This window comes from Bradyrhizobium sp. ORS 285 (genome assembly GCF_900176205.1).
GTDB lineage: Bacteria > Pseudomonadota > Alphaproteobacteria > Rhizobiales > Xanthobacteraceae > Bradyrhizobium.
In genome coordinates this window covers 3,277,078-3,298,477 of record NZ_LT859959.1, presented here as the reverse complement: position 1 = coordinate 3,298,477, position 21,400 = coordinate 3,277,078, and the positions used below count along the sequence as shown (strand labels likewise).

The following is a 21,400-nucleotide window of genomic DNA, read 5'->3' as shown; positions in this document are numbered from 1 at the left end:
GAATGGCCGCCGATGGGAACAGGCGCCCGGATGAGCCCGGGCGGCCTGATCGCACTATTCGGACGGATTGGTCGGCAGGTTGCCCGAGTCCGACGAGGAGCCGGAACCGGATTTGGCCGCAGCCGCCTGCTTCTCGACGATGCCGACCGCGATGATCGCGCCCTCATAGAGCGCCATCAGCGGCAGCGCCAGCGACGCCTGGCTCAGCACATCCGGCGGCGTGAGCACCGCGGCGATGATGAAGGCAATGACGATGAAGTAGCGCCGCTTCTCCTTCAGCATCTTCGAGGTGACGATGCCGATGCGGCCCAGCAAGGTCAGGATCACCGGGAGCTGGAACGCGATGCCGAAGGCGAAGATCAGCGACATCATCAGCGACAGATATTCGCCGACCTTGGGCATCAGCGCGATCTGCGCCGTCTCCGGGCCGCCGAGTTGCTGCATGCCGAGCGAGAAGCGCACGATCATCGGCCACACTGCAAAATACACCAGCATGGCGCCGAGGACGAAGAAGACGGGGGTCGCGATCAGATAGGGCAGGAATGCATTGCGCTCGTGGCGATACAGTCCCGGCGCCACGAACTTGTAGATCTGCGTCGCCACGATCGGGAACGAGATGAAGCCGGCGCCGAACATCGCGAGCTTGAGCTGCGTGATGAAATATTCGAGCAGCTGCGTGTAGATGAACTTGCTGTTCTCCGCGCCTGCGACCCAGACGAACGGCAGCACCAGGATGTTGTAGATCTGCTTGGCGAAGAAGAAGCAGAAGATGAAGGCCACGCCGAAGCCGAGCAGCGCCTTGATGAGCCGCGACCGCAGCTCGATCAGGTGATCCATCAACGGGGCCTTGCTGGCCTCGATATCTTCGACGGTCATGACGCTTTGGCGTCCTTCAGACGTTCGGCCTCGGCCGGCGCTTCAGGCTGCGGCTCGGGCTTGATTTCGCGGACGATGGCCAGTGGCTCGCTGACGGCCTGATGCGCCTCAGCCTCCACGAAGGTCTGGGGATGCGGTGGCTCGGGGGTGGTCGGCGTCACGGGCGTCTCGGCGGACGCCACCGGCTCCGGCGAGGTCGGAATGATCGGCTCTGCGGGCTTGTCGACGCCCTCGATATCGAGCGCCTTGTCGACGTCGCGCTGCAGCGACGACATCATGCCACTCGGGGAGAAACCGCTCGCGGCCTCCTTGACCTCGTCAAAGCTCTTCTTGAGGTCGGCCATCTCGGCCTCGCGCATGGCCTCCTGGAACTGGCCCTGGAATTCCGAGGCCATCCGGCGGGCCTTGCCCATCCACTGCCCGACCATGCGCAGGACGCCGGGAAGCTCCTTGGGGCCGATCGCAATCAGCGCGACGACCCCAATGACGAGCAGCTCACTCCACCCGATATCGAACATCTAACAATCCGCCTACGCGACGACGTCTCTGGCCCCGCCCTGCCCGTCCGAGCAGGTCCACCCTAAGCGGGAGCGCGCGCCGCCCGCGCCCTTCACGCGCAGATCAAACGGCTTTGCTGCCGACATCCGTGCGGGTGGCCGAAGGCGTCGCGCCGTGATCGATCGACTTGACCGGCTCGGTCTTCTCCGGCGCCTTGTCGTCGTCCTGCATGCCCTTCTTGAAGGCCTTGATGCCCTGCGCGACGTCGCCCATCAGATCGGAGATCTTGCCGCGCCCGAACAGGAGCAGGACGACCGCGATCACCACGATCCAGTGCCAAATGCTAAGCGAACCCATCCTGCAACCCTCCAAACACCGGCGCAGCCCTTCCCTTAAGCTGCCCGTCGACGCTACCGCCGAAACCGCGCCATATCCATGGGCTTGGCCGCGACACTTCGCTTCTAGCATTCGATTGCGAAACAGCAACGAACACGATGCGGCGGAAGCCAAAAACGGCGCGCAGACAGCCCGATCTGGGGCGGAAGGTAGGCGTCGCCGCCCCCAAAAACAAGCACTTAAGCTCCGGCAAATCACGGCCGGAGCTACGTAATAACGCGAGTGTTAACGACGCACCGGCCGCTACGCCTCACGGTCCGGCGAGCCATCCTCGTCGGTATCGCGGTGACCCTCGTCGGCCTCGAGCTCGGCCTCAGCGTCATCCTCGATATCGGACTCGGTCTCGTCCTCCGCCGAAGCATCGGCCAGTTCGGCAACAGCCTCTTCCTCCTGCTCGGCAGCGGACTCCTCGGTCTCGAGCTCCTCAGCCTTGAGTTCCTCGGCCTCAAGCTCCTGGACCTCGAGGTCGGCCTCGCCGATTTCCGTGGTCGGCTCCGACGTCGAGATCTCAAGATCACCCACGGTGAGCTGCGCAGAAGTCTCGTCCTCGAGAACGTCAGACTTCGTCTCTGCCACGCCTACCTCCGCGGTGTCGGCCAGCGTCTCGACGACGCCGGTCTCCACGAGGCCCGTCTCGCCGGCAGCCGTTTCCGCCTCGGACGTCGCCGCATCGGCAGCCTGGCCTTCGCCCGGCTCGGCCTCGACGGCAGGCGCCAGCGCCAGATCGAGATCGCCCGGATCCAGCGGCTCCTCGTCCTCACGCAGGGTCGGATCGTCAGATGGCGTCGGCACGGTGAAGCCGGTCGGCAGCCGCGAATCCAACAGGCCCGTGCCCTTTAGCTCCTCGAGGCCCGGCAGATCGCCGAGGGTCTCCAGGCTGAACTGCGCAAGGAACGCGTCGGTCGTACCGAAGGTCAGCGGCCGGCCCGGGGTCTTGCGGCGTCCGCGCGGCTTGATCCAGCCGGTCTCCAGCAGCACGTCGAGCGTGCCCTTGGAGGTCACGACGCCGCGGATCTCTTCGACCTCGGCGCGCGTCACCGGCTGGTGATAGGCGACGATGGCGAGCACTTCGATTGCCGCACGCGACAGCTTGCGCGTCTCGGTGCTCTCGCGCGTCATCAGCCAAGCCAGGTCGCCGGCGGTGCGGAAGGTCCATTTGCTGGCCACGCGCACGAGATTGACGCCGCGATTGGCGTACTCCGCCTGCAGCTGCGCCAGCGCGGCCTTGATGTCGACACCTTCAGGCATACGCTTGGCAAGCGTCGCCTGCTCGAGCGGCTCGGCCGAGGCAAACAGAAGAGCCTCCAGGATGCGCAACTCCTCGGGGCGCACCTCAGGCTCGCTTGTCGCGATCTCGTCGGGCTCTTCCATGCGCAGTTCCGCCAAGCTTGCCATGGCAGGGTCTCCTTCTTCGTTACTCAACCGTCAAGTCCGGCGCAGCCATGGCGCCGGACTGGTTCGGTGGACGCTTACGAAAATACAGCGGCGCGAACGCCTGCTTCTGATTCAGTTCGAGCTTGCCTTCGCGAACCAGCTCCAGCACGGCCGCGAAGCTCGAGGCGAAGACGGTGGCCTTCTGCGTGGGCTCGGGGACATAGGTCAGCAGATAGTCGTCGAGACAGCCCCAGTCGTCGGACACCTCGGTCATCCCGACCAGCCGTTCGAGCGTCGCGCGCGCCTCGGCGAGCGACCACACGTTGCGCTTGGCCATGTGAACCGAGGTCACCACCCGCGCCTGGCGCTGGATGGCGTAGGCCGACAGCAGGTCGAACAGCGTCGCAGTGAACTTCGGCTTGCGGACCTCGGCAATCGTCTCGGGATTGCCGCGCGGGAACACGTCACGCTGGAACTGCGGCCGGTTCATCAGGCGGTTGGCCGCCTCGCGGATCGCCTCCAGCCGGCGCAGCCGGTTGGCGAGCGCAGTCGCCATCTCCTCGGCGCTCGGCCCTTCCTGCGCCGGCGGTTCGGGCAGCAGCAGGCGCGACTTCAGGAAGGCGAGCCACGCGGCCATGACGAGATAGTCGGCGGCCAACTCGAGCCGAATCTTGCGCGCGGCTTCGATGAACTGAAGGTACTGGTCGGCCAGCGCCAGGATTGAGATCTTGGCGAGATCGACCTTCTGCTGCCGCGCCAGCGCAAGCAGCAAGTCGAGCGGGCCTTCATAGCCTTCGACGTCGACGACCAATGCCGGTTCGGCCTCGGCCAGCTCCGTCGTGGGACGGCCGGTTTCAAACGACAGAATTTCAGCGGTCATGCGCTCGCGGGTCCCAACCGGTTGATCAGGGCGTCGAGCTCGGCGCGCGCGGCCATCCGATCGAAGCCCGAGGGTGCCTTGCGCGCGGCCAGCGCGCGATCGGCGCGGATCAAAGCCTGACCGGCCAGCGCCGGCGTCTCGGCCGCGACGGCCTGCATCTCGTCGAGCTTGCCGTTGCAATGCAAAACCATGTCGCAGCCCGCGGCGACGATCGCCCGCGTGCGATCGGCGATGGAGCCGGCCAAGGCGTTCATGGAAACGTCATCACTCATCAACAAACCCTGGAACCCGATCCGCTCGCGAATCACCCGCTGGATCATTGTCGCAGAAGTCGTGGCCGGATGGGCGGCGTCGATCGCGCTAAACACAACATGTGCAGTCATCGCCATCGGCAGGTCCGCCAGTGGCCTGAAGGCGGCGAAATCGGTCGCGTCGAGCTCCGTTTCGGGCGTGTCGACCGTCGGCAGCCGGTGGTGGCTGTCGGCGGTGGCACGGCCATGCCCGGGGATGTGCTTGAGCACCGGCAGCACGCCACCCTGCTCCAGCCCCTCGGTGACCGCCCGGGCAATCGCCGCCACCTTGGCCGGCGTCGTGCCATAGGCCCGATCCCCGATCACGGCATCGGCGCCGGCGATGGGGACGTCGGCCAGCGGCAGGCAGTCGACGGTAATCCCCAGGCTGTGTAGATCGTCGGCGATCAGGCGGGCGCTCAGCCAGGCGGCGCGCAGGCCGGCGGCCGAATCAAGGTCGTAGAGGCGGTCGAACACGACACCCGCCGGATAGGCCGGCCAGTGCGGCGGGCCCAGCCGCTGCACCCGACCGCCCTCCTGGTCGATCAGGAGGGGGGCGTTGGCGCGGCCCGCACAATTCCGCAATTCCTGAACCAGTGCAGTCACTTGGTCGGGTGACTGGACGTTGCGTTTGAACAGGATGAAGCCCCAGGGCTTCGCATCGCGGATGAAGGCGCGCTCGGCCTCGGTGAGGTCGGGGCCGGAGATGCCGGTAATGAAAGCCCGCATGGTCATGCGGGCCGCATAGACCCCGCCTGGGGGTCGGTCAAGCGAGCCTTAATTGTTGCTAAACGGGAAACACTGTCCGCCGGCAGTTTTCAACGTTCCGCACATCTTGTTGGCCTCTTCCTTCGTCGCGAAGGGGCCGACAGCGGCGCGGTACTTGACACCGCCCTTCTCACCCAGATCCATTCGCTTGATGATCGGCTCATATTTGCCGAGCACGGCGCCGTATTTGTCCTGCACCGACTTATACGACGACATCGCCTCGGCTTCGCTGGCCTGCGACGAGATCGAGACCAGATAGCCGCCGGTGCGCTCGGTCGGGGTCTGTTCGGTGACCGGAACGGCGGTCGCGATGCGGGCGGGCGTCGGCGCCGCGGCAGGCTGCGGCGTCAGCGGCATCGGGCTGTCCGTCGCCGCGGACGCATTGGCATTGGCAGGCGACTTGCGGCCCTTCGCGGCCGCCTTGGTCGCAGGCGCGGCCGGCATCGGCGCGTCGGCGGTCGCGGGCGGCTGATTGCCTCCGGTGACGGAGAGCGTCTTGATCGGACGCGGATCACTGTTGGGCAGCGTGCCGTTGGCGTTGGCGATCTGCGCCGGCGTGACGCTCGGCATGCTCGCCGGCGGGGGAGATCCGTTCTGGTTCATCTGCGGGAACACCACGCGGGGATTGCCGCCGCGGGTGTTCAGATCCATCGGCGCCTCCTCGCGAGACACCAGCTTCTCGCCGCCATCATTGCCGAGCAGCCGGTCCGGTACCTTCGGCGTCGTATCCTGCTGCGCCATGATCTTGGTCGGGCTGTTGTCGGCCCGGATGATCGGCGGCTCGCCGGTGCGCGCTGAGGAGATGTAGGTCTTGTAGCCATAGGCGCCGCCGGTGCCGACCACCGCGAGCGTCAGCACCGCGAGCACCGTGCTCATGCCGCTGCGACGCCGCGGCCGCTCCTCTTCCTCGCCCTCGTCGTAGCCGTCCTGATAGCCGTATTGGCCGTCCTGGAAACCGTCGTCGCCCTGGAAGCCCTGCTGTCCACCGCCCATCTGGCCGAACAGCGCATCGTCATAGCGCGACGGATCGGGCTCGTTGTCGTCGAAGCCGTTGCCGCGGTCGTAGTCGCGATCGTTTTCGGCAAAGCCGTGCCGCGAGTCGCCGACGTTGTAATCGAGCTTGGAGAGCTGATCGGCAAACTCGGCATTGGGGAAGCCGGGCTGCGGCCGGGGTGCTGCGGCGGGCGCGAAATCCTGTTCGGGGAATGCCGGCGGCTGGCCGCGCGGATCCTGATAGCCTGCCGGGAACGACGGAGGCGCCGGCGCGGGTTGCGGAGGCTCGCGCCCCATGTCGGCAAACGGGTTGGCGGCGGCCGGCTGGGCGCGCTGCATCCAGGCCGGGGCGCCGGCCGGCGGCATGCCGGGTGCGGGCTGCTCCGGAACGGGCGCCGCAGGCCGGGTCATCGGCCGCGGCTGGGCCTGGGGGGTGCCCCGGCCGGACTGCGCGAAGGGGTCGTTCTGTCCGATCAGGCGGGCGAGCTCAGCGAGCGGATCGGCATCGGCCGACTGGTTTCCACCGCGGCCAAAACCATCAGCGGGAAAGGGTCTGTCCTGGTAACGATCAGCCATCGTGATGAAGCGTCCCTGCGGGTGAGCCGCATATGCGTCCTAAGGCGGACCCTGCCAGATTGAGGCCCCCAACTGAAGTCGCGTGTTTCCCCCAATCAGCGCATTGCATCAGGAGCATTAACGCCCAAGATCGCAAGTCCCGACGCCAGTACCGAGACGACGCCCTGAACCATGGCCAAACGTGCCTTGGTCAATTCTGCATCATCATCGATAATGAAGCGTAAATAGGGCAAATCCCGCCCACGAGTCCAGTGGGCGTGAAATTCACTTGCAAGTTCATAGAGGTAGAAGGCGATCCGGTGCGGCTCATGCGCCAGGGCCGCGCTCTCCACCGTACGTGGGTAGAGCGCCAGCCGTTTCAAGAGGTCGTGTTCGAAGGGGTCGGAAAGTCTCTCGAGATTGGCATCCCGCAGAAACGCCAGCCGGGCGCCCTCCTCTTCCGGGAGGTCCGGGACCATGTCGCGGGCATTGCGGAACACCGAGTAGCCCCGCGCGTGACCATACTGCACATAGAACACCGGATTGTCGCGCGACTGCTCGATGACCTTGGCGAGGTCGAAATCGAGCACGGCGTCGTTCTTGCGGTAGAGCATCATGAAACGGACCGCATCGCGCCCCACTTCATCAACAACTTCCCGCAAGGTAACGAAGTCGCCGGAGCGCTTCGACATCTTCACCGGCTCGCCATTGCGCAGCAGCTTGACGAGCTGAACGACCTTGACGTCGAGCGTCGCCTGCGCAGCGGTCACCGCCTTCACCGCGGCCTGCATGCGCTTGATGTAGCCGCCATGGTCGGCGCCGAACACGTCGATGAGATCGGCGAAGCCACGCTCGAACTTGTGCCGGTGGTTAGCGATGTCTGAGGCGAAGTAGGTGTAGCTGCCGTCCGATTTGATCAGCGGGCGATCGACATCGTCGCCAAAGGCCGTCGCGCGAAACAAGAGCTGCTCGCGATCTTCCCAATCCTCGACCGGCGCCCCCTTCGGCGGCGGCAGGCGGCCTTCATAGACGTCGCCGCGCTCGCGCAGGAAGTCGATGGTCTCGGCAACCTTGTTGTTGCCGCCGGTGATCAGCGAGCGTTCGGAGAAGAACACGTCGTGCCGGATGTTGAGCGCGGCGAGATCATCCTTGATCTCGTCCATCATCATCGCGATCGCCTTGTCGCGCACGATCGGGAGCCACTGCGCTTCGGGCATGGCCTTGAGCTTGTCGCCATGCTCGGCCTTGAGCGCCTGTCCGACCGGCTTGAGATAATCGCCGGGATAAAGCCCGTCCGGAATCGCGCCGATGTCCTCGCCGAGCGCCTCGCGATATCTGAGGAACGCAGAGCGCGCGAGCACGTCGACCTGCGCGCCGGCGTCATTGATGTAGTACTCGCGGGTGACGTCGCGGCCGGCAAACTGCAACAGGCTGCACAGCGCGTCGCCGAACACGGCGCCACGGCAATGGCCGACATGCATCGGCCCGGTGGGATTGGCCGAGACGTATTCGACGTTGACCTTCGGCGCGCCCGGCACCGGGGCCACGCGGCCGTAACCGATGCCCTCGCGCAGGATCGTGCCGAGCGCCCTGGCCCACACCGTCGGCTGCAAAGTGAGGTTGATGAAGCCCGGACCGGCGACGTCGACCTTGGCGACCAGCTCGTCGGCGCGCAGCCGCTCAGCGAGCTTTTCGGCCAGGTCACGCGGCTTGGCTTTGGCCTCCTTGGCCAGCACCATCGCGGCGTTGGTCGCCATGTCGCCATGGCTCGGATCACGCGGCGGCTCGACCACCACGCGCGAAAAGTCGGTGCCCTCGGGCCAGCCGTCGGCCTTGGCGAGCGCGGCGCAGATGGCGTGCACGCGGGCCAGCATGTCGGCGAAAAGATAGGGGGTGGACGCTTGTTCAACCATGCCGCCGCCTAACGCAAATCCGGAGTCGAGTCAAAAAGCCGGTGGTGCTCGGTTAACGCGAAACGGTCGGTCATTCCGGCGATAAAGTGGCCGATCCGGCGGGCCCGATCGCCCTCTCCGTCGCAGCCGTCGAGCCAGCCGGCCGGCAGGGTCGCGCCGTCCTGCTGATAGCGGCCGAACAGGTCCTCGACGATGCGCTCGGCGTCGCGCATCACCCGCATCACCCGCTCGTGGCGATACATCCGCTGCCAGAGAAACGCCTTGATGGTGGCCTCGTGCTCGGCAACGTCAGTGGGAAACGCCACCAGCGCAGTTGTGTGGCGCCTGACGTCATGCGGCGAGACCGGCTTCACCTGGGTGATCCGGCGCTCGGCCTCGGCCGCGACGGCTGCGATCAGGTAGGAGATCAGCTCGCGCACCAGCTCGGCCCCGCGCCTGATGGCGTCGAGCGCCGGATAGTGCCGGTCGATCTCCTCGATCATCGCCGCAAGCAGCGGAACCTCCTTGAGGTCGTCGACCACGAACAGGCCCGCGCGCAACCCATCGTCGATGTCGTGGGCGTCATAGGCAATGTCGTCGGCCAGCGCTGCAACCTGGGCCTCGAGCGAGGCGTAGCTCCATAGCTCCAGGTCGAAGCCGGCGTTGAACTCGGCGATGCCCGCGGGGATCGTCCCCTGCAACGGACCGTTGTGCTTGACGATGCCTTCGAGCGATTCCCAGGTCAGGTTGAGCCCATCGAAATCCGGATAGCGCTGCTCGAACGAGGTGACGATGCGCAATGTCTGGGCATTGTGGTCGAAGCCGCCATGGTCGGCCATGCAGCGGTTCAGCGCCCGCTCCCCGGCATGGCCGAACGGCGGATGGCCGAGATCATGCGCCAAGGCCAAGGTCTCCGTCAGGTCCTCGTCGAGACCGAGCTGGCGCGCCAGCGCGCGGGCGATCTGGGCGACCTCCAGGGAATGGGTCAGGCGGGTGCGGTAGTGGTCGCCTTCGTGGAAGACGAACACCTGGGTCTTGTGCTTCAGGCGCCGGAAGGCGGTGGAATGGATCACCCGGTCGCAATCCCGGCGAAACGGGCTGCGGGTGCGCGACGGCGGCTCGGCGAACAGGCGGCCCCGGCTGCGATCGGGATCGCAGGAAAAGGGAGCGCGGGGAGCAGCCATTCCGACCGACACGGGCGATTGTTCCTTTTGCGGTTTGATTCCTCAGCCGAGCCCACTTAACTATGGGGAATGCCCGAGACCAAATGAATAGGGCATGACGCGCTATTCGGAGACCTCCTGCCATGACCGACGCCTCGACGACCGACGCCGCGACCGGCCCCGTCACCATCAGCGAACGCGCCGCCCGCCGGATCGGCGAGATCCTCGGCAAGGAAGCGGCCGGCGCGATGTTGCGCATCTCGGTCGAGGGCGGCGGCTGCTCCGGCTTCCAGTACAAATTCGACGTCGATCGTGCCAAGGCCGCGGACGATCTCGTGATCGAGCGCGACCGCGCCGTGGTGCTGGTCGATCCCGCCTCGGTGCCGTTCCTGGCGGGCTCCGAAGTCGACTTCGTCGACGACCTGATGGGCGCCTCGTTCCGGATCAACAATCCCAACGCCACCGCCTCCTGCGGCTGCGGCACCAGCTTCTCGATCTAACCTCCCCCGACTCAGACCTCGGCGGTCGCCGCCGGACTGTCTGACGGCGCCAGTGCCGGCGCCTCGATGCTGGGGGCTGACGTGCCGATCGCCTTCAGCATCGCGGCCACCATCGCGGGCTTGCGCAATGGCTTGGCGAGGAAGTCGGTCATGCCCGCCTCGCGGCACTGCTTGATGTCGTCTGGGAAGGCGTTGGCCGTCAGCGCGATGATCGGCAGTTCGGCCAGCCGTCCGCCTTTCGCACGTATCGTCCGCGTCGCCGTGATGCCGTCCATCTCGGGCATGCGGACGTCCATCAGCACCAGGTCGAACTCCTGCTCGGAGGCAGCGTTCACCGCCTGCAGGCCGTCCGGCACGATACATTTGTCGACCCCGAACTCCTGTAGCATCTTCGACACCACCATCCGGTTGGTGGCATCGTCCTCGGCGATCAGCACCCGAAGCGGCCGGCCGAGCGCCTCGATGCGCGCCTTCAGGTCGCCGGCGCCGACGCGGTCGCCGCGCTGATCGGAGACCTGCTTGTCGCTCCACGGCAAGGTCAGGCTGAAGCGGAAGGTCGAGCCCTCGCCCTGCACCGAGGACACGGCGATCGTGCCGCCCATCTGCTCGATGATGCGACGGGAGATCGCAAGTCCGAGCCCGGTGCCGCCAAAGCGGCGGTTGATCGAGGCATCGGCCTGGGCAAAGTCGGTGAACAGCTTGCCGACGCGATCGGCGGGAATGCCCATGCCGGTGTCGGAGACGCGCCACTCGATGGTGGCCTTGTGATCGTCGCGCGTGCGGCATGCGACCGCGATGGTGACGCCGCCCTGCTCGGTGAACTTCACCGCGTTGGAGGCGAGGTTGATCAGCACCTGTCGGATGCGCGCGACGTCGCCCTTCAGCGACGGCGGCAGCTTCGGATCGATGTCGGCATTGACCAGGAGGCTCTTCGACTTCGCGCTGACGCCGATGATGGCGGTGACGGCCTCCACCAGCGCCGCCGGCGAGAAATCGACCGTCTCGAATTCCAGCTTGCCGGCATTGAGCTTCGACAGATCGAGAATGTCGTTGAGGATGCGCTGCAGATTGTCGCCGGACTCGCGGATGGTCATCACAGCGTGGCGCTGATCGTCATCGAGCTTGGTCTCGAGCAGGGTCGAGGCGAGGCCGAGCACGCCGTTCATCGGTGTGCGGATTTCGTGGCTCATCATCGCCAGGAAGTCGGACTTGGCCCTGCTCTCGGCTTCCGCCTGCTCGGCGCGCCAGCGCTCGGTGACGTCGCGGCCGAAGCCGCGATAGCCGGCGAACTTGCCCTCATAGTCGCGCGCCGGTCGCGCTGTGAGTGCCCAGCGGCGGCGCTCGCCGCCCGCGACCACGACATGGATCAGGCTCTCCGGGATCGACAGCCGCTGCGTCATGCGATCCGCGAGCGTCTTGAGCGTCGCCGTATCGGTCGGACAAAGATATTTCAGCGTATCGATGAGTCGCTCACCCTTGAGCTGATCGAGCGGCAGCTGCGCGACGTCGGCGAAGCGCTGCGGCGCATCGATCAGACGGCCCTCGGCATCGGTCTGCCACAGCCAGCTCGCGGCGTTCTCCTGGAATTCCTTGAGCAGCAGCGAGATGGTCTCGTTCTGGCGCTCGTGGCGGATCTGCGCCTTCAGGTTCTCCAGGAACACGTTGCCGTGCGACACCAGGTGGCGCACCATGAAGGACGAGTAGAGCACGAGGAAGACGACGAGCACGAGGTAGGTGGCGCCGCCGCACAGAAACAGCGAGCCGACCGAGCACAGCATCATCGTCCAGGTATAGGTCAGGCCGGCCCGCGGCACGCTGGACATCGCGAACGCGCCGCCGGAGATCATCCCGGTCATCAGCGATCCAACAATGATCTGCAGTTGCGGGTCGACCTGCGGCATGACGATGAGAGGCAGCGAGCCCCAGACGGCCGAGAGGAAGAATGCCTGCACCGTCATCCGATTGATGGCGCGCTCCGAGGCCTCCTGCGGCCGCGACTTGCGTGCGCGCCACCAGCCGCGCAACGCCATGCCGCCGGCAACGGCGATCGCCGCGCCCCACGCGGTGAGGAAGAGATTGGAGACAGCGTTCCAGAACACGCCGAGAATGATGGCGGCATTGGCGAAGTTGATGCCGATCGTCACCGGGACCAGGCGCGCCACGGCATCGATCTGCCGTGCACGGATGCGCCGGCGATCACGCTCGGTGAGCGCTTCGTCGTCGAGGCCCTCGATGGCCCCGAAGCCGCCGATCCAAAGGAAAAATGCGCTCAGCGGGCTGGCGGCTGCGGTTCGCTTCGAGCTCGTGGGATCCCCAGGCCATATCATGAGGGCGCGGTGCTTTCCTTGTGATCCCCTTTGCCATGCCTGATCGGCTGCTTCAGCGACGTTAATTGTCCCACCCGTAGAATTACGGAACCAATTTCGTGCCCGCCCTGGCTCCTGGCAGACCCCGGGCATCGGTGGGGCGCTTCACGCGCGCACCGAACGCGCGCACGGCGCATCGGTCTCGCGGCATGATCTGCCCGAGTTGTGTCTCTCGATGCCACCCTCCCTCGGAGAACGAGGGCGCAGGGAATGCCGGGTGCTGGCCGCAACCCATGGCCCGCCTGCAGAAAGATAAGCAGGCGGCAGTCACCACAGGTCCAGCCGGTCAACCGGCATTCCCTGCGCGATGGCTCTACGCGTTATACGCACTCTCCCCGGGGACCGGCTGTCTTGCCCCCGTGACCGGCGGATCATCGTCACCACCGGCGTGGCCTCAGCGTCGGGAGACCAGGACCATGCGATCTCGGCGTGCGCCGGAGCCGTTCGTCCGCACGGCATCACACCATGCTGCGGCTCCTAGCGCCCATCGCATCCCACCCCGCGTGTCGTGACGATCGCGATACGCCCCTCGTGCCGGGGCGGGACGGCGACAGGAAAGCACAAATTCCGATATTACGAAACAGATATATTTCTACTGTGGAGACTGGACAGGCCAAATCAGCTTGATGGCGCTGATGAAATCAGTTTACGCGCGCAGGCGGATTCAAAGCCGGCAGCGCCGTTGGATGCAGGCGACTGCGCACAAACAAGCAGACCGATTTGCCCGACGGGCGATCGGTTACCCGGTTCGTCCGACTTCTCACAAGCGTCTCAAGGGCGTTCAGATCACGGCGCCGGATGCATACGCACCGGCCCAGTGCGGAAAACCGTTCTCTACGGCGCGCGCCGCCGCGTGATCCCACTCGTAAGCCAGCGACAGCAGCTCGGCCTGCCAATGTCCGCGGCGCTCGGTGAGCACGGCATAGCGCGCGTGCGGCGAGCGATATTCGAGCTGCGCCGCGATGGGGATGTCGCCGAACACGGGGCAGCCGACGCTGCCGGGATTGACGACAAGAGGACCGCGCGGCACCTGCACCATCGCCTGTCGGTGGCTGTGGCCGCACAGCACCAGCGTGGCGCCTCCGAGATTGACGAGCCGCGCGGCGAGCACGTCGCGGCCAGCCGGGACGTAGCGGCCGTCGTCGAGCATCTCTTCGAGCAGCAGCGCGCAGTCGTCGTCGGGTGTGCCGTGCACCGCGAGGATCCCTTGCTCCAGCGCCAGCCGCGGCGGCAGAGCATGCAGGACGCGGCGCTGCTCGGCTGTCAGCGCGGCGCGCGCGAAGCGGCCGGCGGGAGACAGCTTCTCCTCCGGAAACTCCTCGATCCAGCGGTCGTGATTACCGCGCACGGTCGGCAGCGCGAGCGTTTGCAGCAGCTCGAAGGTTTCGCGCGGCCATAACGGGCTGGTCACGCAATCGCCGAGATTGACGGTGGCATCGACGCTGCGGGTCTTGATGTCCGCGAGAACGGCTTCGAGTGCCGGCAGATTGCCATGCACGTCGGAGATCACAGCCAGCCGCATCTTTCGCCTCCTCGTGTCGCGCTCATGGTCGTTTCGACCAGTCTATCATCCACGTCATTTCGAGCGAAGCGAAGTCGTCCAGGGCTGGACGAGGACTCTGGTTGCGATGCTTCGTTTGTCACAACGACCGAGGCGTAGGGTGGGCAAAGGCGCGTGGCACGCTATCGATGTGTGCCGGATCGCGCGCGCCGTGCCCACCATCGATCGCGCGGTCCGTGGCAAGATGGTGGGCACGGTGCTCGCGACGCTGTCGCGCCGCTGCGCGCCTTTGCCCACCCTACGATTTCATGCCGATCAGGACCGCACGGGAATTGCCGACAGCGCTGGAGCCGTCCTTGCAAACCGCTGCAAGAGGCGGTGCGTCGGATAGAAGATCACCAGCGGCAATCCGATCAGCAGCATCACGAACCAGGCGGGCCCCGGCATGAAGCTCTGCGCCACGGCGTCGCTCAGGCCGTAGACGTAGTTGATGTTGACCGGAAGATCGCTGGTGGCGGGCGGCGGCGGCATCAGGAAGTAGCACACCGACAGCAGCGCCCAGGCGCCGACGGTCCAGACCGCAAAGGCGCGACGGTCATAGCCGAGCCGCCACACCAGCCAGGCCAGCACGAACGGCAGCCAGAAATGGAAGAACGAGAGGCTGCGGGTGAACAGCGGCAGCTTGGCGTCGAACATGTAGGCCGTCATGCCCGTGATCGGCAGGCCCGCGGCGGTGCCGAGAAAATCGACCACCCAGAGAGCTTGCGGCAGCAAGATTCCGACGGCCGGCGCCGAAGCCAGCAACGGACTCTCCAGCCAGACTGCGGCGAGCGTGGTCAACAGCGCGACATCGCAGAAGTAGAGGAAGTTGGTCGGACCGTAGGCCATCAGATAGGTGGGCACCAGCACCGCGCAGAACGCGCTGTAGGCGAGCTTGAACCACAGCGGAATGCCTGGCTTGGCGGCCGTCTCCATCGATCCCCTGCCCCTGCAATATCAGTGTTTGCGCAATCACGCGGAGATTGTGCGAAGATGAGCCGGCGCGTCAATCAGAGCGCCGGCGATGTCCGCTTGCAACGTTAATGAAAGTTTGCGCGGGCCACAGTTGCAACCAGGCGCGACGCGAACCGCGGCATGCGAGGCGCTCTGCTCAATCGGCACCTCTCCGAAGTTGAAGCGCTTGCGCAGCCATGCAAGAGTGAGCGGAACCGTCCATCTGCAAAGGCAAGGAGACGGAAGAATGGTGCAAGTGTTTGCCGGGCCTGCTGTCGCGTGGGTGACGTTCTTCGGCGTCCTGATGCTGATCATCCTGGGCGCAGGCATCTACTGGCTGTTCAACAAGCGAGCCAGGTTGAGAGATATTGAAATCCTCCGCGAGAAGCTCGGCCAGATGACGACAATGGATCCCGAATACGGCGCCGTGAGAGCCCTGTACACATCGATGGTGATCGACGCCCATCGCTGGCACTTCTATCATTCCGATGCAGCATCAGGAGATCACGGCGGCAGTCATCATTCCGGAGCCGATGATGTCGGCTCCGGCGGCCACGGCGATCAATGATTATTGGACTCCGTAGGGGTGGGCAAAGCGACGCCATCAGCCGATCGCGTGCCCACCATACTGGACACAGCTGAGCGCACCGCTGTGAGATACAGTGCCCTCGCCCCTTGTGGGAGAGGGCATCGCCGGCTGATCCGCGTACTCGGTTGGGTGAGGGGTATCTCTCCGCGATCGCCACTTGTGGAGACATACCCCTCACCCAACCGAGTTCGCTGCGCTGTGCTACATGCCCTCTCCCACCCTAGCGAAGCTTCGCTTCGCCTGGGGGCGAGGGCGCATTCACGGGCACCGCTCGCGCTGCGGCCATACGTTCAACATCCGCTAGCAGACTGCGTAGGGTGGGCAAAGCGAGCGCCGCAGGCGATCGTGTGCCCACCATCTTCGTCGCGGCAAAGACGGTGGGCACGGTGCTCACGACGCTTCGCGTCGCTGCGCGCCTTTGCCCACCCTACGGTTCTCATTGCGCCGCACCGATCGCGAACACGTCCGCGCGCTCGATGATCAGGTCACGGAACAATCGCGCCCGATGCGACATCCATTGCGGGTCGGGATAGACGACGTGGAGCGGCAGCGAGGGGACGTCGTAGTCGGGTAGCAGGTGAATCAGCTTGCCGGAGGCGATGTGATCGACCGCGCACCAGTCCGGCAGCACGGCGGCGCCGAGGCCTTCCAAGGCAGCAGATGTCATGATGTCGGCGTCATCGCAGGTGAGCGACGGCGAGATGCCGACGACATGGCGGCCGGTCTCAGACTCGAAGCTCCATTCGTTCTTCGGCGACAGCCGCGAATAGGTCACGCAGGGCAGCTGGCGCAGGTCGTTGGGGAGGCGCGGCTGGTGGTGCCGTGTCAGAAAGGATGGCGCCGCGACCAGCAGCCGCTTGACCGTGCCGACGCGGCGCGCGACCAGGGAGCTCGAGGAGAGCACGCCGATGCGGATGGCGAGCTCGGTGCCGGTCTCGACGAGGTCGACGACCTGCTCGGTGAAGCGGATGTCGAGCCGTACCTCGGGATAGCGGCGGCCGTACTCGGCAAAGATATCCGCGAAGAAATGGCGCCCGAACGAGGTCGGCACCGTCATGCGCAAGGTGCCCGAGGGTGCGCCGACGCGCTTCGGCGACGGCACGCCGGCGCTCTCGAACAAGCTGACGATCTCCTTGGCGAGCTTGAGCACCCGGTCGGCCTCGGGCGTAGGGCGCAGCTTGCGCGTCGTGCGTACGAACAGGCGACAGCCGAACTGCTCCTCCAGCAGCGCGATGCGCTTGGTGATCGCGGGCTGGCCCAGGCCGAGATCGGCTGCGGCCTGGGTGAAGCTGCCGGCCTCCATCACCCGGATGAAGGTCTGCAACGCGTCGATCCGATCCATTCATTCCTCCCCGGAATGAGTTTTATTCTTGCCATTCCGTATACGGCATCGGGAGGACTGGTCTAGCCTCCTGAAAAATCAAAACGGAGGGAGACCCATGGAGAAGTCGATTGGCATCGTCGGCGCCGGCATCGGCGGACTGCATCTCGCGCTTTATCTGCAGAAGCACGGCATCCAGGCCACCGTCCTGACCGACCGCGAGCCCGAGCAGTATGCTGCAACGCGGCTGATGAACACGGTGGCGCATCACGGCATCACGGTGGCGCGCGAGAACGAGCTCGGCGTGAACCACTGGGACGATCCGGATGTGGTCTATCACCACCACGATCACTTCTTCAATTTCCCGGGCAGTCCCCTGCTCTTTCGCGGCGCGTTCAAGCAGCCGAGCCGCGCCGTCGACTACCGGATCTATTTGCCGGCGTTGATGAAGGATTTTGAGGATCGCGGCGGCAGCATCGAATATGCCAGCATCCAGGACGACGACATCCCGGCGCTGGTGGCGCGGTTCGACCTGCTGGTGGTGTCGACCGGCAAGGGCGCGCTCGGGCGGATGTTCAGCCACCGGCCGGAGCTGTCGCCCTACAACCAGCCGCAGCGCCTGCTCTGCGTCGGGCTGTATGACGGCGTCGATCACGGCAGCCTTGACGGCGACGATCCGCGCGGCGTCACGCTGTCAGTCTCGCCGGGACATGGCGAGATGATCGTGATCCCGACGCTCAGCTTCGGCGGCATGAAGACGGCGCTGCTGATGGAGAACATTCCTGGCGGCGACATGGCCGAGCTGGTGTCGCTGAACTACGACGCCGATCCCGCGGGCTTCCGGCAGACGATGCTCGACAAGCTCGAGAAACACCATCCGCACACCTATAACAAGATCGACACGCACCGCTTCGACCTGCAGCCGCTCGACCTGTTGCAGGGCGCCGTGGTGCCGACGGTGCGGCGCTCCTCCGTCGGCTTCGATGACGGCAAGATCGCGATCGCCTTGGGCGACGTGCACTCGGTGGTCGATCCGATGATGGGCCAAGGCGCCAACATGGCATCCTATGCGGCGTTCGAGCTCGGCAAGGCGATCGTCGACGCCGTCGTGTTCGACGACCGCTTCGTCGAGACGGTCGATCGCGCCCGCGAGAACCGCGTGCTCGCAGCGTCGCGCTGGACCAACCTGATGCTGCAGCCGCCGTCGGAGGCGATGGGCCGGCTGATCTTCACCATGGCGCAGAACCGCGCGCTCTGCGACGAGTTCACCGACAATTTCAACTATCCGGAGCGGCAATGGGACCGGCTGGCGAGCGACCGGCGCATTCACGCCTGGATCGACGAGCGGACGCAGCTGGCGGCGTGAGGCCGATGATGCGGAGAAGCTCATGAGCCATCATCCGGATCCGGCCAGCTTTCGCGCAGCGGCGTCGCGGTTCTCGACGGGCGTCACCGTGGTGACCAGCAGCGATACCGAGGGCGCGGCGGTCGGCATGACCGCCAACAGCTTCACGACGGTCTCGATGCAACCGCCGACAGTGCTGGTCTCGCTCAAGCGCGGCCGCACCTGGCAGGCGGTCAGTGCGTCCGGCCGCTATGCGGTCAACGTGCTCGCGGCTGATGATGTCGCAGTCGGCCGGCATTTCGCCGGCGCGGCGCTGGCGCAAGGTGCGCCCGGCTTGCAAGCGCGCGACGGCTTCTTCCTGCTGCCGCAGGCGATCGCGCAGTTCGCCTGCGAGGTGGTCAACACGGTGGAGATCGTCGACCATACGCTGTTCATCGGCGAGGTCCGCTGGTGCCGGCACCGCGACGGCCTGCCGCTGGCGTTCTATGCCAGCCGGTTTTGCAATGGGGTGGGCGCGGAAATCTTGCCGGGCGATGCGCTGGCGTATCCGGCGGAGGGCTGGAGCATTTGATCGCATGCTTGCGACGAGGCACTTCCCGCGCGCGTCTGGGCTTTCACTCGTGCAGCAAACGAGCTGTCCGATACAGCGCCCTCGCCCCTTGTGGGAGAGGGCATGTGCGGCCCATCCGCGAACTCGGTTGGGTGAGGGGTTTCTCTCCACAAACGGCGCTCGTCGAGAGAAACCCCTCACCCAACCGAGTTTGTCGCGCTGTCCTACATGCCCTCTCCCACCCTAGCGAAGCTTCGCTTCGCCTGGGGGAGAGGGCGCATTCACTGACATCGCGATCAATATAACAAGAACCCGATGCGGTTCGCCGGGACGACTTAGTGAGCCAAACATCGTCACATTGAAGACTGCGGGTCCGGCACAGTCGTGAGGCTCAACCGCCGATCGGTCCGGGGTCGATGCCCCCCGTTGTGGCGGCTCCAGGATGACCGGAGCGCGGCCACGTGACGATCGAACTTCAATTTACTGCGGGCCGCGGATGGCCGTCAAATGGATCGACGCCGCAGGCGCGGCGCCTCCACAAGCCACTAGCGCCGCTCGTTCAGCATCGGGAAGCCGCGCTGGTGCCAGACAGGGTAAGCCGCAGGCGTGTCGCTGGCGGCGTCGAGCGTGGCCACCTGCTCCGCCGTCAAGTTCCAGCCGACGGCGCCGATGTTCTCGACCAGCTGGCGCTCATCGCGCGCGCCGACGATGATGGTCGACACCGTCCGGCGCTGCAGCAGCCAGTTCAGCGCCACCTGCGGAATCGTCTTGCCGGTCTCCCTGGCGACGCCATCGAGCGCATCGACAACGCGATAGAGCCGCTCCTCCTCGAAATGCGGGCCGGTACCGGCGATGTCGTGGGCGCGGGTGCCGGGCTTGGCCGGCTGTCCCCGCCGGATCTTGCCGGTCAGCTTGCCCCAGCCGAGCGGGCTCCAGATCACGGCGCCAACGCCCTGATCGATGCCGAGCGGCATCAGCTCCCATTCGTAGTCGCGGTTGAGCAGCGAGTAATAGGCCTGGTGCGCCACGTAGCGCGGGGTGCCATGGCGATCAGACGCGGACAGCGACTTCATCAGGTGCCAGCCGGAGAAATTCGAGCAGCCGATGTAGCGGATCTTGCCTTCGCGCACGAGCTGGTCGAGCGTCGAGAGCGTCTCCTCGACCGGCGTGTTGTAGTCCTGGCCGTGCAGCTGATAGAGGTCGATGTGCTCGACGCCGAGCCGCTTGAGCGAACCCTCCACGGCCTCGATGAGGTGCTGCCGCGACGAGCCGTAATCGTTGGGACCGTCGCCCTTCGGGAACGTGCCCTTGGTCGAGATCAGCAGCCGGTTGCGCTTGCCCTTGATGGCCTGGCCGAGAATGGTCTCGGCGAGGCCGCTGGAATAGACGTCGGCGCTGTCGAACATCGACACGCCATGATCGAGGCAGACATCGATCAGCCGGCTCGCGCCATCGGCGTCGGTCGCGCCCCAGGCCTTGAAGAAGTCGTTGCCGCCGCCGAAGGTCGCGGTGCCGAAGCTGAGCGCGGGCACGCGCAGGCCGGAATGGCCGAGACGTCGATGGTCCATGATGATCTCCTTAGGTGTTGACAGCATGAATACGCGGACACGCGGTCGGCCGCCATGGGCCCCCCTGCATGACCTGGCTGCACCGGCCTGTGAGTCCGGCGGCCAATCGCCTTGACCCGGGGCCCTGCCGCTTGGTCTAACCGGGCCTCACTCCCAGAGGTCCTTGGAACCCGCCGATGCGCATCGCCACCTGGAACGTCAATTCGGTCCGGCAACGGATCGAGCACCTCGTGACCTGGCTCAAGGAGTGCTCGCCGGACATCGTCTGCCTGCAGGAGATCAAGTGCACGGACGACGCGTTCCCGCGGCTCGAGATCGAGGCGCTCGGCTACAACGTCGTCACCCATGGCCAGAAGACCTTCAACGGCGTCGCGCTGCTGTCGAAGCTGCCGTTCGACGAAACCAAATCGGGGCTCGACGGCGATGCCGAGGACGTGCATGCGCGGTTCCTGGAGGGCGTCGTGAGCCTCAAGAGCGGCGTGGTGCGCATTGCCTGCCTTTACCTGCCGAACGGCAATCCGGCGAACACCGAGAAATATCCCTACAAGCTCAAATGGATGTCGCGGCTTCGTGACTATGCGCGTGAACGGCTGAAGACCGAGGAGCCGCTGATCCTCGCAGGCGACTTCAACGTGATCCCGGCCGCCGCCGACGTCTCCAATCCCGAAGCCTGGGTCGACGACGCGCTGTTCCGTCCCGAGACGCGCGAGAGCTTCCAGTCGCTGCTCGGCTTGGGGCTGACCGACGCCCTGCGTGCCGTCAACGACGCGCCGGGGCAGTACACGTTCTGGGACTATCAGGCAGGCGCCTGGCAGAAGAACATGGGTATCCGCATCGATCACCTCCTGTTGTCGCCGCAGGCCTCAGACCGGCTGGTCGAGGTCGGCATCGACAGCTATGTCCGCGCCTGGGAGAAGCCGTCCGATCACGTGCCAGTGTGGGCCGACTTCGATCTCGAGACGGCGTGAGCCCCCATCGCGCG

General features: G+C 65.8%; 19 protein-coding genes. 5 read left to right on the top strand and 14 right to left on the bottom strand.

All coding sequences use genetic code 11. The features are described 5' to 3' along the window. Positions 1–54: 54 nt before the first annotated feature. The 9 genes from tatC to BRAD285_RS14785 all read right to left on the bottom strand — a co-directional run bounded on the left by tatC (position 55) and on the right by BRAD285_RS14785 (position 9,718). Positions 55–876 carry a twin-arginine translocase subunit TatC gene (gene tatC, locus BRAD285_RS14825; RefSeq protein WP_006614344.1) on the bottom strand — a complete coding sequence of 274 codons (822 nt, stop codon included), beginning with the start codon at positions 874–876 and terminating at the stop codon, positions 55–57. Continuing rightward, positions 873–1,394 carry a Sec-independent protein translocase protein TatB gene (tatB, locus tag BRAD285_RS14820; RefSeq protein ID WP_006614345.1) on the bottom strand — a complete coding sequence of 174 codons (522 nt, stop codon included), beginning with the start codon at positions 1,392–1,394 and terminating at the stop codon, positions 873–875. The genes tatC and tatB overlap by 4 nt, the downstream gene beginning before the upstream one ends. Before the next feature lie 103 nt (positions 1,395–1,497). Then, the gene (locus tag BRAD285_RS14815; protein ID WP_006614346.1) at positions 1,498–1,731 is read right to left on the bottom strand and encodes a twin-arginine translocase TatA/TatE family subunit; all 234 of its coding nucleotides are present in this window, start codon (positions 1,729–1,731) and stop codon (positions 1,498–1,500) included. 282 nt (positions 1,732–2,013) lie between these two features. Next, positions 2,014–3,165, bottom strand: a complete 1,152-nt coding sequence (gene scpB, locus BRAD285_RS14810; RefSeq protein WP_035648203.1) for an SMC-Scp complex subunit ScpB — start codon at positions 3,163–3,165, stop codon at positions 2,014–2,016. Between the two features lie 19 nt (positions 3,166–3,184). Then, positions 3,185–4,024 carry a ScpA family protein gene (locus BRAD285_RS14805; protein ID WP_006614348.1) on the bottom strand — a complete coding sequence of 280 codons (840 nt, stop codon included), beginning with the start codon at positions 4,022–4,024 and terminating at the stop codon, positions 3,185–3,187. Further along, positions 4,021–5,049: a beta-N-acetylhexosaminidase gene (gene nagZ, locus BRAD285_RS14800; protein ID WP_006614349.1), complete on the bottom strand. Its 1,029-nt coding sequence runs from the start codon at positions 5,047–5,049 to the stop codon at positions 4,021–4,023. Before nagZ ends, BRAD285_RS14805 begins: the two co-directional genes overlap by 4 nt. A gap of 42 nt (positions 5,050–5,091) precedes the next feature. Next, entirely contained in the window at positions 5,092–6,651 is a 1,560-nt protein-coding gene (locus BRAD285_RS14795; RefSeq protein ID WP_006614350.1) for an SPOR domain-containing protein, read from the bottom strand. A 95-nt stretch (positions 6,652–6,746) separates the two neighbouring features. Next, a complete protein-coding gene (argS, locus tag BRAD285_RS14790) occupies positions 6,747–8,543 on the bottom strand; it encodes an arginine--tRNA ligase (protein WP_006614351.1) in 1,797 nt (598 codons plus the stop codon). A gap of 8 nt (positions 8,544–8,551) precedes the next feature. Beyond that, complete coding sequence (locus BRAD285_RS14785) at positions 8,552–9,718, bottom strand: deoxyguanosinetriphosphate triphosphohydrolase (RefSeq protein ID WP_006614352.1); 1,167 nt, start codon at positions 9,716–9,718, stop codon at positions 8,552–8,554. A gap of 110 nt (positions 9,719–9,828) precedes the next feature. On the opposite strand from BRAD285_RS14785, the gene erpA reads away from it, so the two are divergent. Continuing rightward, positions 9,829–10,185, top strand: a complete 357-nt coding sequence (erpA, locus tag BRAD285_RS14780) for an iron-sulfur cluster insertion protein ErpA (RefSeq protein WP_006614353.1) — start codon at positions 9,829–9,831, stop codon at positions 10,183–10,185. An 11-nt stretch (positions 10,186–10,196) separates the two neighbouring features. Here erpA and BRAD285_RS14775 read toward each other — a convergent pair whose 3' ends face one another. From BRAD285_RS14775 to BRAD285_RS14765, 3 genes are all read right to left on the bottom strand, one after another. Then, positions 10,197–12,512, bottom strand: coding sequence for an ATP-binding protein (locus tag BRAD285_RS14775; protein WP_006614354.1), 2,316 nt, complete (start codon positions 12,510–12,512; stop codon positions 10,197–10,199). Between the two features lie 820 nt (positions 12,513–13,332). Next, the gene (locus BRAD285_RS14770) at positions 13,333–14,073 is read right to left on the bottom strand and encodes a metallophosphoesterase (protein WP_006614355.1); all 741 of its coding nucleotides are present in this window, start codon (positions 14,071–14,073) and stop codon (positions 13,333–13,335) included. Between the two features lie 294 nt (positions 14,074–14,367). Beyond that, positions 14,368–15,027: a hypothetical protein gene (locus BRAD285_RS14765; protein WP_006614356.1), complete on the bottom strand. Its 660-nt coding sequence runs from the start codon at positions 15,025–15,027 to the stop codon at positions 14,368–14,370. A 265-nt stretch (positions 15,028–15,292) separates the two neighbouring features. Here BRAD285_RS14765 and BRAD285_RS14760 point away from each other — a divergent pair, with 265 nt between their 5' ends. Beyond that, positions 15,293–15,613 (top strand): hypothetical protein, encoded by a 321-nt coding sequence (locus BRAD285_RS14760; protein WP_006614357.1) that lies wholly within the window; start codon positions 15,293–15,295, stop codon positions 15,611–15,613. A 457-nt stretch (positions 15,614–16,070) separates the two neighbouring features. On the opposite strand, the gene BRAD285_RS14755 is transcribed toward BRAD285_RS14760, so the two are convergent. Beyond that, positions 16,071–16,976: a LysR family transcriptional regulator gene (locus BRAD285_RS14755; RefSeq protein ID WP_006614358.1), complete on the bottom strand. Its 906-nt coding sequence runs from the start codon at positions 16,974–16,976 to the stop codon at positions 16,071–16,073. 97 nt (positions 16,977–17,073) lie between these two features. Between BRAD285_RS14755 and styA the strand changes: the two genes are divergently transcribed. Both styA and BRAD285_RS14745 read left to right on the top strand, forming a co-directional pair. Beyond that, positions 17,074–18,321, top strand: a complete 1,248-nt coding sequence (gene styA / locus BRAD285_RS14750) for a styrene monooxygenase subunit StyA (protein ID WP_006614359.1) — start codon at positions 17,074–17,076, stop codon at positions 18,319–18,321. Between the two features lie 22 nt (positions 18,322–18,343). After that, positions 18,344–18,871 (top strand): flavin reductase family protein, encoded by a 528-nt coding sequence (locus tag BRAD285_RS14745; RefSeq protein ID WP_006614360.1) that lies wholly within the window; start codon positions 18,344–18,346, stop codon positions 18,869–18,871. Positions 18,872–19,395: 524 nt separating this feature from the next. Here BRAD285_RS14745 and BRAD285_RS14740 read toward each other — a convergent pair. Beyond that, positions 19,396–20,418, bottom strand: coding sequence for an aldo/keto reductase (locus tag BRAD285_RS14740; RefSeq protein WP_006614361.1), 1,023 nt, complete (start codon positions 20,416–20,418; stop codon positions 19,396–19,398). Positions 20,419–20,594: 176 nt separating this feature from the next. Between BRAD285_RS14740 and xth the strand changes: the two genes are divergently transcribed. Then, the gene (gene xth / locus BRAD285_RS14735; protein WP_006614362.1) at positions 20,595–21,386 is read left to right on the top strand and encodes an exodeoxyribonuclease III; all 792 of its coding nucleotides are present in this window, start codon (positions 20,595–20,597) and stop codon (positions 21,384–21,386) included. Positions 21,387–21,400: the final 14 nt, after the last annotated feature.